The 16,187-nt window shown below is 45.0% G+C and carries 18 protein-coding genes; 14 read left to right on the top strand and 4 right to left on the bottom strand.

Features of this window, described 5'->3' with window-relative positions; translation table 11 throughout:
- Position 1 precedes the first annotated feature (1 nt).
- From Q0C11_RS04270 to Q0C11_RS04220, 11 genes are all read left to right on the top strand, one after another.
- The gene (locus Q0C11_RS04270; RefSeq protein ID WP_293006049.1) at positions 2–520 is read left to right on the top strand and encodes a hypothetical protein; all 519 of its coding nucleotides are present in this window, start codon (positions 2–4) and stop codon (positions 518–520) included.
- Positions 517–864 carry a hypothetical protein gene (locus Q0C11_RS04265; protein WP_293006047.1) on the top strand — a complete coding sequence of 116 codons (348 nt, stop codon included), beginning with the start codon at positions 517–519 and terminating at the stop codon, positions 862–864. The genes Q0C11_RS04270 and Q0C11_RS04265 overlap by 4 nt, the downstream gene beginning before the upstream one ends.
- Positions 833–1,360, top strand: coding sequence for a hypothetical protein (locus Q0C11_RS04260; RefSeq protein WP_293006045.1), 528 nt, complete (start codon positions 833–835; stop codon positions 1,358–1,360). Before Q0C11_RS04265 ends, Q0C11_RS04260 begins: the two co-directional genes overlap by 32 nt.
- A gap of 117 nt (positions 1,361–1,477) precedes the next feature.
- Positions 1,478–1,978, top strand: a complete 501-nt coding sequence (locus tag Q0C11_RS04255) for a hypothetical protein (RefSeq protein ID WP_293006043.1) — start codon at positions 1,478–1,480, stop codon at positions 1,976–1,978.
- A gap of 38 nt (positions 1,979–2,016) precedes the next feature.
- On the top strand, positions 2,017–2,376 hold the full coding sequence (locus Q0C11_RS04250; protein ID WP_293006042.1) for a hypothetical protein: 360 nt from the start codon (positions 2,017–2,019) through the stop codon (positions 2,374–2,376).
- 2 nt (positions 2,377–2,378) lie between these two features.
- Positions 2,379–2,765: a hypothetical protein gene (locus tag Q0C11_RS04245; protein ID WP_293006041.1), complete on the top strand. Its 387-nt coding sequence runs from the start codon at positions 2,379–2,381 to the stop codon at positions 2,763–2,765.
- Positions 2,766–2,777: 12 nt separating this feature from the next.
- A complete protein-coding gene (locus tag Q0C11_RS04240; protein ID WP_293006039.1) occupies positions 2,778–3,677 on the top strand; it encodes a hypothetical protein in 900 nt (299 codons plus the stop codon).
- Positions 3,677–4,189: a hypothetical protein gene (locus tag Q0C11_RS04235; RefSeq protein WP_293006037.1), complete on the top strand. Its 513-nt coding sequence runs from the start codon at positions 3,677–3,679 to the stop codon at positions 4,187–4,189. Before Q0C11_RS04240 ends, Q0C11_RS04235 begins: the two co-directional genes overlap by 1 nt.
- Before the next feature lie 28 nt (positions 4,190–4,217).
- Positions 4,218–4,706 (top strand): hypothetical protein, encoded by a 489-nt coding sequence (locus tag Q0C11_RS04230; RefSeq protein ID WP_293006035.1) that lies wholly within the window; start codon positions 4,218–4,220, stop codon positions 4,704–4,706.
- Positions 4,703–5,149 (top strand): thermonuclease family protein, encoded by a 447-nt coding sequence (locus Q0C11_RS04225; RefSeq protein WP_293006033.1) that lies wholly within the window; start codon positions 4,703–4,705, stop codon positions 5,147–5,149. The genes Q0C11_RS04230 and Q0C11_RS04225 overlap by 4 nt, the downstream gene beginning before the upstream one ends.
- Before the next feature lie 142 nt (positions 5,150–5,291).
- Positions 5,292–5,705 (top strand): hypothetical protein, encoded by a 414-nt coding sequence (locus Q0C11_RS04220; protein WP_293006031.1) that lies wholly within the window; start codon positions 5,292–5,294, stop codon positions 5,703–5,705.
- Positions 5,706–6,159: 454 nt separating this feature from the next.
- Here the strand turns inward: Q0C11_RS04220 and Q0C11_RS04215 are convergent, their stop codons facing one another.
- The 4 genes from Q0C11_RS04215 to Q0C11_RS04200 all read right to left on the bottom strand — a co-directional run bounded on the left by Q0C11_RS04215 (position 6,160) and on the right by Q0C11_RS04200 (position 9,843).
- On the bottom strand, positions 6,160–6,669 hold the full coding sequence (locus tag Q0C11_RS04215) for a TlpA disulfide reductase family protein (protein ID WP_293006029.1): 510 nt from the start codon (positions 6,667–6,669) through the stop codon (positions 6,160–6,162).
- Between the two features lie 125 nt (positions 6,670–6,794).
- The gene (locus tag Q0C11_RS04210; RefSeq protein WP_293006027.1) at positions 6,795–7,256 is read right to left on the bottom strand and encodes a hypothetical protein; all 462 of its coding nucleotides are present in this window, start codon (positions 7,254–7,256) and stop codon (positions 6,795–6,797) included.
- Between the two features lie 211 nt (positions 7,257–7,467).
- Positions 7,468–8,217 carry a hypothetical protein gene (locus Q0C11_RS04205; protein WP_293006026.1) on the bottom strand — a complete coding sequence of 250 codons (750 nt, stop codon included), beginning with the start codon at positions 8,215–8,217 and terminating at the stop codon, positions 7,468–7,470.
- Between the two features lie 693 nt (positions 8,218–8,910).
- Positions 8,911–9,843: an IS1595 family transposase gene (locus Q0C11_RS04200; protein ID WP_293006024.1), complete on the bottom strand. Its 933-nt coding sequence runs from the start codon at positions 9,841–9,843 to the stop codon at positions 8,911–8,913.
- A 168-nt stretch (positions 9,844–10,011) separates the two neighbouring features.
- Here Q0C11_RS04200 and Q0C11_RS04195 point away from each other — a divergent pair, with 168 nt between their 5' ends.
- Genes Q0C11_RS04195 through Q0C11_RS04185 form a run of 3 tightly spaced genes read left to right on the top strand, consistent with a single transcriptional unit; the run spans position 10,012 to position 15,369 of the window.
- Positions 10,012–12,216 (top strand): hypothetical protein, encoded by a 2,205-nt coding sequence (locus Q0C11_RS04195; RefSeq protein ID WP_293006023.1) that lies wholly within the window; start codon positions 10,012–10,014, stop codon positions 12,214–12,216.
- Between the two features lie 4 nt (positions 12,217–12,220).
- Positions 12,221–14,134 (top strand): hypothetical protein, encoded by a 1,914-nt coding sequence (locus Q0C11_RS04190; RefSeq protein WP_293006021.1) that lies wholly within the window; start codon positions 12,221–12,223, stop codon positions 14,132–14,134.
- On the top strand, positions 14,131–15,369 hold the full coding sequence (locus Q0C11_RS04185; protein ID WP_293006019.1) for a DUF2958 domain-containing protein: 1,239 nt from the start codon (positions 14,131–14,133) through the stop codon (positions 15,367–15,369). The genes Q0C11_RS04190 and Q0C11_RS04185 overlap by 4 nt, the downstream gene beginning before the upstream one ends.
- Positions 15,370–16,187: the final 818 nt, after the last annotated feature.

Raw genomic sequence — 16,187 nt, 5'->3', positions numbered from 1 at the left:
AATGTTTAAAACGATACCGGCAATACTCTTCACTGTTTTATTGCTGATTCTCACTGGCTGCAGCACGGTATTAAAAAATACCAGTGATCTTGCGAATATCGCGGTTGCAAACGACCAAGTTATGTCCGGCCAGGTTGCGGCAGTGATCAAGAGCGCACCGCTCAGTGCTACTGAAAGCCTGATTGTGGATCATGCAATCAATCAATACGTGGGGTTCGTGGATAAGTGGAAGTCATCAATCATTTATCTGGATGCCAGGGAGCCGATCTTTGCTGAGTTTGTCGCTGATTACAATAAGATTGTAGCGCAATATCGCGCAATCAAAGAGCGCGTGGTGGCGGGGCATTGGAACGAATATACCGAAGAAAGCCGCGCACTGCTGAATGGATACCATGACCGCGCGGAGCGAATTAATGATTCCGTTGATAGTTTGATCGCAGCAGGAAAGCGGCACCAAGCCTTGCTGGATGCTATCTGGCTCGGTCAGGTATTGGCAGGGATAACTGGTAAAGCGTTATGAATGAAATAACCGATCTTCTGATCGACAAAGGTGAAGCCATAAGGCTTTGCATGTTTGCGTTTGCAAGCATGTTGGGAATGTTGTTTGCCTACGTTAACAGATGGGCAAATAGCGATTCAAAAGAAACCCTTAAATCATACCTTTTTGGCGATCCGAAGGCGGTAGTTAAGGCTTTTTCCACCTTATTCATGTTGTGGGCTGGCGCCGGTGGCCTGTCTTACCTGGATACTTTAACCGGATTCAATATCTTTTTGGCTGGCGCTGGAATTGGTTATCTAGTGCCTCAGACTGCAGATAAAAAGGAGAGCGTAAATGTCGCAGCAGCTAATACCAAGAGCAAGTAAATTACGCTACATTGAGGGGCAGAAATACCGCTCAGTAGAGTCGTTTTGGGCGATGTGCAATCTGCGTCCTCACAGAGAAATAAACCTGCACAACATAAATCTGACGCGCGATGGCATGTTTTACTTGACCCCAGGGTACTCATCCGATGGTCCGAGTGGACCTACAATTGACACCAGAGATTTTATGCCGGGCGCTATGGGCTGGCATGATCCCTGTTATGAATTGCTTCGCTACGAAATGATGCATATCGAAGTGGACATTATTCAGCCACCATCGAGACCGGGCGAGGGTGTTATCTATCGCACCAATCCAGAAGATAAAATAATCAGAAACGCTTCGCATGAGCAAATACGCGAAGAAGTAGATAAATTTCTGGCCGATATCCTTCTTTTAGACAATATGTGGAAGTTCAGAGCCCAGTATGTCTATGAGGGCGTGCGCAAGGGTGGATTGTCATCCGCTTCGGTGTGCACCAAGGTATACGCCGCGCCTTAATCGATTCTATATTTTTAGCAAAACCCCACTAACCCGGAAAACCTCCGGGTTTTTGTTTGCCTGTTTGAAATACAGTTCGATATCTGCAACCGACACTGACCCAATGAGGATAAACACATGGCCGTCTCAAATTCAGCTTATCTAAAGCAATTCCATGAAGCATCAAAAGCGATGGGCGCCAAGATCATTTCTAGCGATTTTACGTTTGAAGTCGATGGTTTTGAGCAAAACTATTTACTGGCAAAGCAGGTGCCGTGGGCAATAGTCTCGCCAGCCGGTGAAATTGAGGTGCCTGGTCCATTGGGAATGGCCTCATATCAGCCGCAACAAGCTAAAACATACATGCAAGGACAGGTTGCGTTTGAGGAAACAATCGCCGGTTCTGTCGATAACATGCTGGTTAATCTGTTAACCGGCGGTGGCCGATTCAATGCCACGGTTTATGAAGGAACCCCGCAAAAATTCCTGCGTGCCAAGCGTTACATCGACTGTTTTGTGCAAATCGATAATCCTGATCGTGACTGGGAGAATCGTTCGCAGATCATGATTTTTACCGGAACGTTATTTTTTCATTACTTCGGTGAAATTATCCCCGGTAACTCACTGGATTACACTTAATAGTCATAGTTTTTTAACCAACCAAAGAGGTATCAAGAATGAATAAAGCACCGTCATTTTTAGGGGCTCCAGTAGCAACTCCACCGGGAGCCACCGAAAACCAAGTGATCTCAGCAGCCGATGTTGAGTTGAATTACGTGAATAAAGCCACGCCAAAGATCGATGATGGCGCGGATCAGCCTATGGGTGTGGTAACGCTTTCGGGGGGCACTGCGTTAGTGACCAACGATAAAGTAACCGCCAATAGCCGGATCTTTCTGACCGCTCAGGTAGGTGGTGGAACGCCCGGCTTCCTTCGTGTTTCAGCACGTACAGCAGGTACCAGCTTCACCATCACTTCCAGTAGCGGAACTGATACTAGCGACGTTGCTTTCCTGATTGTGGAACCAAACGCTTAACGATGGACACCATTACCTCACTGGTCGAGAATTATCTTACCGTTGAACGGCCAGTCAGCGTAGTGCTTGACCCTGCCACCGTGCTTGCTCAGGCGGTGGTGGCGGCTAAAAATTATGCCGGTTTTGCAGGGCTCATTACCAATGATGGAGTGGAGCCGCCATTACCTGCCGTTACCGAAGCTACCGAATTAAGCAATTCCGAGTGGTCTGTAATCAAGCCGCTTTTTGTTCTCTACATCGAGCGTGAATCGGCCATTCATCAAGAGGCATCGCGCGGGTTAGGACTGGATGTTTTTGGGCGATCGACAAGCGAAATTGCGCAGGATATCGCTAATCTTGAGTTGAACATGCCCATGAACGCCTTCTATCAGCCTATCGTTACAGTCTAAAGATACCTTGCCATGATTATTTACCTATCCAATGGCATCCAAATACGTGGCGACCTAATAAAATCCGCTGTTCTGCGTTCTGATATGTCGCCGGTACCGGTAACACTGGAAGCTGAGATCAGGACCGACGATGATATGACCAGGTACCTGTCCGAAGGTCAAATATTGACCATTGGCGGCGAATCAGGCGATGCACTGCGTATCATCAAATCAAACAGAGTCATAAACAGAATGGTCCAGGGTGAGCGTGAAATGTCAGCCATCCAGATTACGGCCATACTGGATGCCTGTCACAACATCGTATTTGTGCGTAGCAGAGCGATTATAAAAGAGAATTCCGCGCTATCCGCCATCTACCGTGCAGCGGGTGCCAACATAAAAGCCATTGATGCCGACTTTCCGGTACCGAGATTCTATTGCCCGATAGGAGATACTCCTAGTTTCCATATAACCCGAGCATTGCAGGAAGAGGGCGGTATTGTTCGTTGGAAAAAAGGCGCGATAAGTTTTATTCGTTTACATGACCTGTTTAAGCAAAAAGCGGTGATGGATTTACCCAACAACGCATCCGACGACGTTGATAGTGGGTTTTTGGAGCGTCACGAGATCCCGTGGTTTTATTCTCTGGATGAGAATGGCGCGGTTGTGATCGGCAACCAGCAAAAACCACGTAGCGTGCGATTCTCGCCATTTAAGAATGTTCAGCGACTTTACAATATGTCGCGGTGTCTTATCCAGAAAAAGGTTACAAAGATCAATCTGAATGCAAGATTGGTGGCAGGTGATCTGATTAATTTCATTGATGGCGTACCCCTTAGCATCATCACCGCCGCGCACGTTTTTGAGAACGACACGGACGGCAGCGGCAGCAATCAATACAGCCGTTTGTGGCTTGGAAGTTTGGAGGATTGATGACTGCAAACAATAATTATGGCCAGATGCCCGGACGCTACCCCGCGATCGTTAAATCCTACGACCAGGACAGACGCACCTGCAGGATAGAAATACCCGGTGTAACCGATGGTGCAGACGTGTTTCCAGAAGCAGAAATTGAATATCCCATAGGTGATAAAGCACGGTCCGGCGCGAATGCTACTGAGATCGAAATATTGCCCGGCGACACGATATGGATTGCCTTTATAGGTGGCGATTCCAGATATCCAATAATTACCGGGTACCGCAACCCTCAATCGGGAAATTCAACGGATTGGAGGCGGTTTCACCATGCGAATATAGAGCTCACTGCGGATGGAATGATGAAATTGAATGCCGAGACCGTGGAGATCAATGCAACCAACGTGATCGTCAATGGCAATACAGCCGTGGTTGGCAGTTCGTTAACTCACAATGAAGTAAATGTGGGGTCAACGCACACCCATGGAGGCGTTCAGTCTGGATCATCCAATACTGACGTACCAGATTAATTTTAAATGATTAAACGGAGAGTGTGAAGTGGATAAAATACTTTTTAGTTTTGCCGATTTGAGCGTTAAAGACAAGGCAGCTAAAGAAGCGGCGAAATATTTCTCGCGTGCCGGTGCGCACGTAGTTCAGCAAGATGTATCGACTGCCGCAAAGCGTGCTGCCGGAATCAGCTTCCGTGAAATGACACTCACCTTTGCCGATTCTCAGAAAGTGATTTTGCGGATAAAGCAAACCGGCGATATCTACCAGGTGTTGCTCAACGGCAAGATTCTGCCAATTAAAAACCAAGACGATCATGTCCAGGCAATATCAGAGATCGTTGCCGCGATGGATGCCGGTCGAACCAAGTTCCAGAAGTTACTCGCTGCGGTAAAAATAAGACCACCTGCCGGGATACGCACGGCTGCACCGAAAATGGAGCAGGTTTTAATCAGCAAAAGGGATGCTTTGAAGGTTGCTATTAGTGAGGTCAGGGCTGAGATCGAAAAACTAAATCAAGGAATGGTGCCATCATGAAATTAGCCAAATTAGCGATTGTTTTACTCATGCTAACCGTATTTGTTGGTTGCGATCACCCGGCGCATGCCGGTGAAACAATTAAGCCTGGCTCAATCATAAGTGTTCATGACGGCGATACCTTTACGATCAATGTCGATGGTGACTGCCCGAACATTCTTTGCAGCAAGATCCCGGTGCGAATAAACGGAATTGACGCGCCTGAATTGAGAGGTAAATGTGAGCATGAAAAGAGCGGCGCCATGGATTCAAGGGCATACTTGACTCATTTGTTATTGAGCGCAAAGGAAGTGGAATTGCGCAACGTGCATAGGGATAAATACTTTAGGATAAATGCTGCGGTATTTGTGGACGGACTAGATGTTGGTGCGGATATGATCAGTAAAGGCTTTGCTCGATCATATGGTGGGGGGAAGCGTGCCGGATGGTGTGATACCCAATAACAGATAGTGTTTTATTCTGCAATAACTTATTTGATTCCTTATTAAAACTGAACGTTTATTTGTCATTAGGTTTGCAAATAATCAAATTCACATTTAGCATTAGTCACATAAGGAGAAAACTAAAATTTTTAGAAATTTGATATTGTCAGCACTTCTAATTGCCACTGTACTGTGTGCGTTAAATACAGCTCACGCTGATGAGACGCTTGAGTATAAGCTGGCAACCATTAACGCTCGCAGCTACGTTTCAAAAGACCACATTACTGTTGCCCGATTTCGCAGTTTGTTGAACCAGCTTGCGTCCGTTTACGTTGAGGACAAACAACAAATTGCTGATATAAGCGTAACTGCACAGGAGATGCTAAAAAAATATGGTATAGAGGAAGCTCTTCTTAATATTATGGAAGGATTAAATCAACTTTTCGCAACCAGAATTGAGAATCAAAAATACACCGAGTATGCAGCAGCTTATGTCACATTAAGAAGTAAGGGGCAGTCTCACTCCCAAGCAATTGGTGGACTTCAAGCGATTTTGCGAAACTTGGGTGTATATTAGTGGACTTGTACCTATTAAGACAATGCAGTCGACGCAAAAAAACGACACAGCTGATTTGCTGCGTTATCTCAGTCAAAAACGAATGTGTACTATCTCACTATCCGCCCTAGTTAATATGCTTAATGTACGATTTAAGCATGCCATATATCTAAAAGTGTCAGATTACGTATAAATCCATATAGTTAATATAAGGCTATGTCGCAATTAGCTGTTGAATTTGGTGTCCAATCTCTGTATCAAGATATAACAAAAGGGGCACGAACCATGAAAACAATGGAATTTAAAGTGTGGATGAGATCAGTTGATCGCATGAGTCGTGGCCAGCGAGAGAAGCTGCGAGAGAGATTAGAAGGAAAAATAAGCAACCAGTCAAACCGATAACTGACTACAAGCATTAATCTGACTGATCGTAGCATATTGATTTTATGTAAATTGAGACAGTCGATGTAGATCCTTATGGATGTTCCATCACGAGTTGAGTAATTAAAGCACGCAACTCTTCAGTTTCGCCAGAACGAAATCCTCGATGTATATGCCGAATGTTTCCTTTTCGAACAATTAAATAGGATGTTGGCATTGCTATTACTTCAAAACCTTTGGCGCATTGTTTACTGGGATCCGCAACAATAGAAAAATCCACCGGATATTTAGCAAGAAATTCCTGGGCATCTGTAACTTTCTCATCCAGATTAATGCCGATGACATGTAAGCCTTTTTCTTTCAAATCATGATCGAGCTCATTTAAGAATGGAAAGGATTTCACACAAGGGAGACACCAAGATGCCCAAAAATCCATGTAAACAACTTTCCCTTTAAATTCCTGCAAATTATGTGCGGGCGCACCTTCCAATGTAGTCAACGTACAGGCAGGGGAGATCTTATCCAGATGTTCTGCAACTGATGTCGTTGTAAACAGACTCAGCATTGGAACTATAATGAACAACCACTTTATTTTCTTAATCATTGTTCTGGTACCCTCATTGATTATTGGAATCATTTGACAATGCTATCCAATCATCTTCCAGGTTCACCACTACAAGAAACTGGGATATCAAATAAATCACGGTTTAACATCCTAAACGTCAAGAATCACTCAAATTGTTTGACACTAATATCTGTTCCGGTATGAGTACCTGTTGCTGTCTTACAATGATAGTCGACTACAAATTGTCTTGGACCTACATCGGTTTTGTTCACCACCAACAAATAAACCCCGTTCCCTCCTTGCAGTATAATGGATGGGCTTGGATTTGCATCCCCTGAAACTGTGTCGCTGACACTAATCGCCGTGTCACCCTTTAGCAACAGCAAATTAACCAATAAATGTTCCACTGGGGCGGAAAGGTCTATTATATCGGCTTCTAAATAATCAGCCGGTCCATTGCCATTATCAAAGCAGGTGATTTGCGCATAACCGGTAAAATTTCTAACGGTACCTGCTGGATCCAATACTGCACCAGCTTCATCCGCTCCACTGAGCTGCGCATAACCTATCGTATACGCCAACATAAAAATGCTGATTGATAATTTTTTCAAGATGTTGGGTTGCATAATTAATTCTCCTCATGTCGTAAAGACGCATTAAGCTATTTCTGGAACTACACCTTTATCGTATTACCTGATCTTATTATCATGTTCAGACAAACAAATAGCAATGCGACAAAATGTCGCACCCCCATCAACAAAAACCCGACAAGCTAGCAATATCTTGTCGGGTTATCCCGTTGCGGCAAGCTCCGTAAAGAGCTCATGGTTTAGCGATCTACGGCAGCGGCCAGATCAGTTGCCCGTCAATTACAACTGGCATATCGCGATTAATTTGCGCGGCCGATGGTTTTACTTCTACAGTGACGCCAGTACCACCACATGATGAAGGCAATGGATTTGTTACCAGATCGCGCGTAATAGTAAATGAAGCCGGGCCATCGTCGGTTGTGCTCACGCGATCATACGGGGTACCCAGGTCATTATGCGTCCACAGATCAACGACACCTTCTCTGCCAAAATCACCCACACCGGTAATTTCGCAGATATTAGCAATCGAAACACTGATTTTCACGCTACTGGCGCAGGATGTCGGTTCGATTCCTGCTGCTGTAAGTCTCACAGGCGTGGCAACATTCAAATCGCTCGGCATACCGGGTCCACCGCCCACCCAGAATCCAACCACGTTACCGTTTGAGTCTTTTTTCTCTGCCATCGCATCGAATGCTCCGCGATTCCATAACAGCTGAAAATTATTTCCATAATTTGTCAGGAAATCAGTCAATGGACCACCATGCGGCTGACCATCCACGAGAATAGCTGAATCCAGACCATTTGGAAATACAACTGATGTCCCAATAACACGGACAGTATCACTGCAGGAGTGACCAATTACGATATTATTGATTGTCCGAGTTCCTTCAGTTTGCGTGGGAACATCTAGGCGCGTATGCGCCAGAACGCTCTGCCCCAAACCCATCAGCATGATGCCAGTCAATGTACGTGCAAGTAATTTCATTTTGTTCATGTTTATTCTATTTCCTAAGAGAAATACTAAGAAAGTAATTGTGTAATAGGGATTTAGTCGTATTCATAATTTTGACTATTTAATACTGTTGCTAATCCCTATAAGGAGTATCTTTCTTCCTGGAAGAAAAAACAATGCGACAAAATGTCGCACCCATGATTCTGCATCTAAGATTTAACAATTAAATTAACAGCATGCCATAAAAATGGAGTGTCGATAACAACATTTTTCACACATCATGAATTTATTAGAAACATACCTAAAATATACACCTGCCCTAATTTGTACCTTTGCAAGAAAATCCTAGAAAATTCCGAACTAACTAAAAGGCTACGGAATGAGTACTTCAATGATCACACGTACAGTGGAACAGACAGCCCCCTATAAAAACAGATGAATACAGATTTCAGAGCCATAAAGTAGCATCTGTGCGAATCCGTGTTATCTGAGATTTAAGACAATAAATGACGAAATCTTTTAATCTCTTCCGGGTTTAACTCCCCGCCCCTTGGGGCGAAAGCTGGTTGAAAACCAGCAGATTGAAGAGCGAAATTAATACCCCGCTGCTTGCGGCGGGGTGCTTTATTCTCTGAGGGTTCAATTCCCCGCCCATTGGGGCGAAAGCTGGTTGAAAACCAGCAGATTGGAGAGCGCAGTTAATACTGCTGCTTGTGGCGGGGTGCTTTATTTTGGCTATGTAGTAATTAATTGTTGAAATTGTCTTGTTTTTCCAAGAGACATTAGGAAACAAAGAGTTGGTGTAACGTTCTGACCGAGACGGTCAATCATTCTATGCCACCCCAGATAACTCGCAAGGTAGCGTGTTGCTACACCATGGAACTTCGCCATCCATTGTCTGAGCCGACTACCATAAGCATTAACATTCTGAATGTAATAAACATCGTTGATAACTCGTTGGCCTGCAGCAACATTGACTGGGCGATGAACAATTTTTGCATTCCTGGTGATCTGACTGTAAGCGGGCATCCCATCTGTGCAGAGAATGACATCTTTGCTTAACAAAGGGATAAGCACTGTTCCGATTTGCTCTGCGCTTGTGTCCCGCAGTATACGATCATCAGTTTCACCATGACGATCACGTATCACTAACACGGGTATCTGTTCTTTAGATGTGCCTCGCTTGGCAGCTTTGCCGCCTCGTTTGTGTGCAGCTCTCGGTAAATGACGTTGCCCCTTAAAAGATACCAGAAAATACATCTCGTCAGCTTCAACAATGCCATTCATTTTGGAAGATTGATGGAGTGCAGGCACCCGCAGAAAACGGTGACCCCATTTAAAGCTCGTGTTCGCGGTTACTCCGCAGCTGATCGCTGCTTTACGTACACTTACCCCTTGAACCATCGCTTGTTCATAATCAAACCATTTGTCTTTGTGGCGTAATCGGGCCAATGCCGTGCCTGTTAGGGCGTTAAACGTGCGATTACAGTGGCGGCATCGATAGCGTTGTAACTCACTGGCTTTGCCCCATCGGTACAGCTCTGTTCCCTGATAGTAGGGACAAATTCGTTCATCATTTTGCCTTTGCTCAATCAATTCTATGATCGTATCAGCACCGGCTTTTCTTTCTAATGATCTTATCCAATCTTTGAATTCAGCTACTTTCATGATGCATACCTCTTTTTTACATTCCAATGCATATTTGACCAGCAATTCAACAATTAACTGCTACAGAGCCTAATATAATAATATCCGCAATATAAGCCCGGTAATTCCGGGCTTTTTGCATTGTAGAGCGGAAAACAGACCGAAATACTGCCCTTCAAGCGGCTTACCATGCCGTTCATGACACATTCCACTGACAACCAATTCATTGACATTGAAAACGCTGCCCACGGCGGTGCGTTTGGGGTCAATTCAATTCCTGAGCCGACTGACGCTCAGTGCCTTGCTGGAAATTACAAGATGGGGCGTGTCAGTCTTCATGGATTGACTATAGCTATCGAGCAACCGCGAGGTTCGTATCGTATCGGCATTGATCAGAAAACCGGCAAACGGTGGACTTCTCGCATGGCCGCGCACTACGGATATATCAGCCAGACAAAAGGAAATGATGGAGACGGTGTTGATTGTTTCTTAGGTTCTTACCCGCAATCGATGACTGCCTACGTGATTAACCAGTTCATTGATGGCCGGTTCGATGAGCACAAAACAATGCTTGGATTTTCAGATGAAGATTCAGCTCGTAATTCGTACCTGGGAAGCTACGATCGCGGGTGGAACGGAATGGAAAGTATCGTTCCACTATCAATTTCTCAATTTAAATGGTGGCTCAAGAACGGTGATATGAGTCAACCGCTGCGTGCAAAAAATTTACCTCAAGAAGGACTAGAAGGCATGACAAAAAGAGTGCAATGGAATAGCGATGCTTTGCCTTACGATCAAACGCTTGACCAGGTGTTGTATGAAATACGGCAATCAGATTCAGGCGAAAATCTATTGCTTGATTTGATCAGCATCAACGACATTATTGAGGATTCCGATGGCGTTCTGGCTCTGGATGCGCTGGTTACTCCTTTTGTGAGGCTGGAACGCAAGATGGAACTGCTGCGCGGGGTTATGGATCGTGCCGGCAAGTCAGTTAAGGTGCAATCGATGCAAATATCCGATCCATTTAGTCAGCGCGGCACGGCTAATGTGGCGGTGATATTCGAATTATCGGATGGACAAACGGTATCCATTTACTTCCACAATCCCGACGTAACGCCAAAGAAAATGACACCTACGGATGAGGTTATTTCCTGGAAGTGGTTGCTTAACAAGAAAGATATCACGATTGTGGTGGCACCCGAGCGCGGCCAAGACCTGAATGTGCGTGAAGTTGCGCGCCGCATTATGAGGCTGGCAGAAAAGAACAGCCCTGCCTTCGCGCGTGCGAACGCAAAGCGATCTGAGCGGATGCAAAACATTCAGGGGTTAAAGGATGAAATAACCGTGCTGGAAAAAGAGCTTGCCGATGCGCAGCATGAATTGGAAGTGGTCAAGGTTGAGGCTGCTGATAACTCAAACCGGAAAGAGAATTTGCAAATCGCTGTGCGTGAATCCCTATCGAAAATGGGCTGGAAAGGATTCGATGAAGGCGCGGCCATGACAATTAACAACTACCGGGCATCGGGTGACGGTAATGGATTCAAGGTAGAGCGACTTGATAGTGTTTCTGGTACCTGGGTTGATGTTGGAATGGTTGCTGTTATTCCCAATAAAACAGCAGATCAGATTGCTGATGAAATCGTTTCAATGACAACCAAAGCAGTTGAGAGTGAAGTCAAAATTGACCCGATCAGCCCGGAAGGATACGCCAAGATATCGGCCAGTCCTGAGTTGCAAGATAAGTACCAGGATGTACTTGATGCGTTTTTCCAAGAGCGGATTGTTGCTGTTAGGAATGCGCTGCGTGATCTTGGTTGGAGTGGCGATAAAAACGATCCGGTTTTAAGTAAATCATCGGGAGATACCTTTTATCAAACTTCATTTGATTATAAACAGGTTGGTGCCGGAAAGAATGTTGTTGGAATAACTGCTGTTGTTAAGTCTGTTACCGGATTAGCAGAGAATGCGAGTGTCAATCCAGAGACTCGCATAACTGACGATCTAACCCAAACACCCGAGCAGATTGCCAAAGAAATCGATGCTTCCGTTCCAATTAAATCGGAGCCGCAACCAGAACCAGCGCTAGAGCCAGAGCCAGAGCCAGAGGTAATAGAGCCAGTTGCAGAAATCGAAGCGGCCACTGAAACACAGAGCGGCAAAAGTGAAAAAATCCTTGAAACGAAGGAAGCTGCTGAAATAGCAGCCGCAAAAGCATTCCTAACATCTGTAGTTGACGGCACTAGCAATGCCAGCGACCTCATGAAATTGCTTGATGAGATCGAGGCATCCGCTCAAGCGCTGATCGATGCCGGTCTTGGCGCTGAAAGTGATGAATTAATAGGTGGCGCCGCTGAAAAATGGGCTGAATTAGACCAACAGGCAAACGGTTAAGAAAATGACTCTACTGGCTCTTGATGATGTGAGCGGGTCCGAAAAGTTAAAACTCGTTCGAGAACTCGGAACTATACGGAAGAATCTGCCGGATGTTGCCGGGGTAAATAAACTTACGTTGGTTAAGCGCGTGCGCGAGATACGGCAACTTCTGTCGATTGCTATCAAGCCGGTTACAAGCCTGACAATTGATCCAACCAACCCTGCGGAATCAATTAAAAAGCTAACTGATTACCTGCGCAACGGGATTTCTGCGGTACCTGAGTCGTTGCGTGGAGCTGAAGCGGATACCTTAACAAAGATAATCAAAATGCTTTCAAGAGGGAGTGACGAAAAGGCGTATCAGGAAGCTAATTCTGATTGGATGGATGCTTATGCTGATCTTCGCATTCCCGCTGGCGGCGCTGCTGAAATGGCCGCTTTTGAACACTACAAATCAGCTGGAAATGTTTTTGATGTTGATGCGGATAGAATCAAATCCATTGAAGATGAAATCAAGGAGCTGTCATACAAGCCGCCGCAAGATACGCCTGAAATTCTTGCAGAGCAGAAAGCTGCTCAGGAAGAGTACGAGAAGTTGCGGCTTGCCTTGACGGACCTGTTAGCGGTAAACGAGGCCAATGGATATGACAAGGAAGCAATTGAAAAAGCGTCAAATATGTTCGAGGTTGCCGCGCTTAAAAAGCAAGAGGTTTGGGAGAAGTTGATAACCCTTGACAGACAAAAGCATGAGCTCAGGAAAAATCAGGTCAAGGAATTAAAAGAAAGCCTGGAACCAATCGGCAAGAAAATCATAGAAACCATCCTTGGCACTTCAAAAGTGACCATGGAGGAAGCCGAATCATGGGCTAATAGCCAGGTGATAGGCAAATCGGCAATAGCGAGACTCAAAAAAGCAAAATACCCGGAAGCGGAAGTACGCAGGGATATGGCTGAATTCTATCGTATCTCAGGCGGCAAGCTGAGGCTCATAAAGATTGAGTCTGAGCGCAGTGGACGCGCACATGCTAAGGGTATCGGTCATTTTGAGGATGCCTCAATTAATCCTGGAAATGGTTTTAATAAAACCGTTTTGTGGCATGAAATGGCTCATCATCTTGAGGCTGATTCCGCTGCTAAGTCTGCGGCCAATGGTTATCTGCTGAAAAGACGCCAGGGCGACAAGGTGTATTCATTGAAATCGTTGACCGGTAATCGTGCATACGGAAGCAATGAGGGCGCTTATAAGGATGACTTTATTGATCCGTATGTGGGTAAAGTTTATAGAGATCAAACCACTGAAGTGTGGGCAATGGGAATCCAGTATCTGGCCAATCCATACGATGCGGCAATGCTGGCATTCAAAGATCCGGAAATGGCGGCGCTGATGGCTGGATACTTACAGGCCGATTTAACCCCGGCCATGAAGTTATTCCAATCCCTTCAGGACCAGGCAAAGGACATAGTACAGGGAAGGCGCGATACAGAGCAATCCGAATACGAGAAAGCACTAGAAAAACTGTCTGAGGGTGTTGAGATTGTTGGTGACAACTGGTTCAACGATCTTGACGTGGTTGATCGTGAGAATCTACTTGGTAAGTTGGGTGGACTGAATGATCCAAAGGCCAAATACATTGGTTCCTGGGGTGGTTATAGAGTATTTGCCGGTAAGTTCAAAAATCCACTATCTAAGCGCATTGCTAATGGGTTTGGAGTTGCTTTTACAAACCAATCCGGTTCATTCGTTTATCCGGGAGATCCTAGCCGCAGAAATATACCGACTTCTATAGCGGTACACGGCGATATGCTTAATCTAAAAGCATTTCTGCGTATGGCAAGCATGAGCAAGGACAACATTCTAGGCGTTTTTTATCACAGGGCAACAAGGAAAGACAGAGTTATAGAAATGGCCAAGGAATTACAGGGTGAGCAATCATGATGAATAGCGTTTATAAGGTTCTTACGCCAGCCGGTCAATTCGATGCGATCTTCGCTGAAGATAAGGATATCCCGATTGAATACAGCGGCGATGAATTGGCGATCGGTTTTTTTAAAGACTGGTTGTTCGTTAATCAAATAAGCGGCGAACACGGACATTTGCTGGATAGCCTTAAATTGACTCCCAATGATCTGTACGGATTCTGCCAGCCCTTAAATAGTGGGATAGAGGTTATCCCTCCATTTGACGATTTTATGTCGTACACGCAAGAGGATATCGCCATGCCCAGGGATGAGTTTGATTCTGCAATCATCAACGATGAAGTTAGAAACATAGCGGATATGTTGCTTGATGGCATATCGGGAATAGAAAAAATAAAACTGATTAAAGAAGCCGGAAGTATTCGAGTGAATCTTCAAACCGTTCAGTCTGGCATGGAAAAGCTGAGGATGGTTAAGAGGATCAAGGAAATACGTGATGCTTTGGGTGTTAAAACAGAAGCAAGCGCAGACCAACAAGAAAATGCTGCGGTGGAGGTGGCAACCATGGCCGCTGTTAACAAGGTTATGCCTTTACTGAAAAATTTCATTGGCGCTGCGCAACTATCAGCCGTTGGTACCCTAATTCGCGGTGAAGAAGGCCAATTCTTTAAAGATAAGTTGGTCGAAATAGCCAATGTAATCCAAACCATGCCGAAAACTTACGGTCAAGATGGCATGGGCGATAAGGCAATTGTCTATCTGCATTATTTCAAGGGATCCGGCGATTGGTACATAACCGAAAAAGATATGGAGGACGACCAAATACAGGCGTTCGGTCTTGCGGATATCTTTGGTGATGGCGGCGAACTCGGATACATCAATATCGAGGAAATAATTCAGCATGGCGTAGAACTTGATTTTCACTGGACACCTAAAACCCTGGAGCAGATCAGAGGCGCCGACAGCGAGGATGAAACTCAAGGAACTGATGCCGGTGATGAATCGAAAGAAATTCAAAAATTTACCGAAAATCCCGATGCAATATCGCCAGAGGACACCATAAAATCAGGATTTATATTAGAACTGGAATCACTCAAAGCAGAAACCGATATCAATCGATTCAACGAGCGTCTGGATGAGATTGCCGCCAGGATTGAGCAAGCTGGTTTGATGGAGACGCTTGATAAGGAATTGAATGATGCGGCTGATGTTCTCACAGCATTACTGTCGGCAGCAGAGAGTGGCGGAAAATGATAACAAAACGCCCTACGTGAATTAGCAAATCTGATCCGGCACCGCGCTAAATTAATCTTGATACGATCTGACAGTCGGCTGTCGGCCCAGACTGTGTGAAAACTATGGAAGTATTTCAAGTTAGCAAATTATAGGCATCAAATTGAATTGGTCGTAGTGAGATCGTCGCTTATACGACAATTTGCAAGGGCTAATTTCAAGACCAAAAATTGAAGTCGAGTTTTCACACAGTATGGGCCACATGCGGTCATTCAGTGACAGCCAAATACCCAAGCTGGATGCTTAGACGGTGAAATATTTATTAGACAGTGACAAACGATTAAGCTCACCTGCCCGAAGCAGTAGGTCTGAGGAGCGCCGTTAGGCCGTATATTATTGGTATGAACAACTATTATCTTGGAGATCTTTGCTTTTTGTATTGTTCTTCATCTTGATGCTCACAATTTGCTTGTTTTTCTAGAAACTCATCTTTCCGTTTTAATAATTCCTCCCAAGCAAAATCATCTATAGTGAATGGATAATGTTCACGATGATGCGATCCGCCGGGTGTGTACAGGAGACCTTTACCCATTAACGTACTAACAGGCGGAATATTGACATATGTGAAGAAAGATCGGCTTGTATCTTTCAAACAATTAGCAAACTATCTAATTTCTATGAAAGATAAATGCTCCAATCTTTTAACAGGCCGTTGAAAAACCCACCGAGTCGGGTAAAATTTGATGGAACCCACTCACCTCATAAATCATGCGCGGAATTGAACACTCGCAACAACAGCTTTTTAGCTATGTCAATCTGGAAGAACGGATCCCTGTCAA

It is taken from the genome of Nitrosomonas sp. (assembly GCF_022842015.1).
Taxonomy (GTDB): Bacteria; Pseudomonadota; Gammaproteobacteria; order Burkholderiales; family Nitrosomonadaceae; genus Nitrosomonas.
The sequence above is the reverse complement of the archived record's forward strand: the minus strand, read 5'-3'. Positions and strand labels throughout refer to the sequence as shown.

Coding starts and splice junctions, on each gene's coding strand:
- Q0C11_RS04195 (WP_293006023.1), top strand. CDS start 10,012: ATGCCGTTCATGACACATTCCACTGACAACCAATTCATTGACATTGAA.
- Q0C11_RS04235 (WP_293006037.1), top strand. CDS start 3,677: ATGACTGCAAACAATAATTATGGCCAGATGCCCGGACGCTACCCCGCG.
- Q0C11_RS04200 (WP_293006024.1), bottom strand. CDS start 9,843: ATGAAAGTAGCTGAATTCAAAGATTGGATAAGATCATTAGAAAGAAAA.
- Q0C11_RS04250 (WP_293006042.1), top strand. CDS start 2,017: ATGAATAAAGCACCGTCATTTTTAGGGGCTCCAGTAGCAACTCCACCG.
- Q0C11_RS04270 (WP_293006049.1), top strand. CDS start 2: ATGTTTAAAACGATACCGGCAATACTCTTCACTGTTTTATTGCTGATT.
- Q0C11_RS04190 (WP_293006021.1), top strand. CDS start 12,221: ATGACTCTACTGGCTCTTGATGATGTGAGCGGGTCCGAAAAGTTAAAA.
- Q0C11_RS04210 (WP_293006027.1), bottom strand. CDS start 7,256: ATGCAACCCAACATCTTGAAAAAATTATCAATCAGCATTTTTATGTTG.
- Q0C11_RS04240 (WP_293006039.1), top strand. CDS start 2,778: ATGATTATTTACCTATCCAATGGCATCCAAATACGTGGCGACCTAATA.
- Q0C11_RS04205 (WP_293006026.1), bottom strand. CDS start 8,217: ATGAACAAAATGAAATTACTTGCACGTACATTGACTGGCATCATGCTG.
- Q0C11_RS04215 (WP_293006029.1), bottom strand. CDS start 6,669: ATGATTAAGAAAATAAAGTGGTTGTTCATTATAGTTCCAATGCTGAGT.
- Q0C11_RS04255 (WP_293006043.1), top strand. CDS start 1,478: ATGGCCGTCTCAAATTCAGCTTATCTAAAGCAATTCCATGAAGCATCA.
- Q0C11_RS04225 (WP_293006033.1), top strand. CDS start 4,703: ATGAAATTAGCCAAATTAGCGATTGTTTTACTCATGCTAACCGTATTT.
- Q0C11_RS04260 (WP_293006045.1), top strand. CDS start 833: ATGTCGCAGCAGCTAATACCAAGAGCAAGTAAATTACGCTACATTGAG.
- Q0C11_RS04265 (WP_293006047.1), top strand. CDS start 517: ATGAATGAAATAACCGATCTTCTGATCGACAAAGGTGAAGCCATAAGG.
- Q0C11_RS04185 (WP_293006019.1), top strand. CDS start 14,131: ATGATGAATAGCGTTTATAAGGTTCTTACGCCAGCCGGTCAATTCGAT.
- Q0C11_RS04245 (WP_293006041.1), top strand. CDS start 2,379: ATGGACACCATTACCTCACTGGTCGAGAATTATCTTACCGTTGAACGG.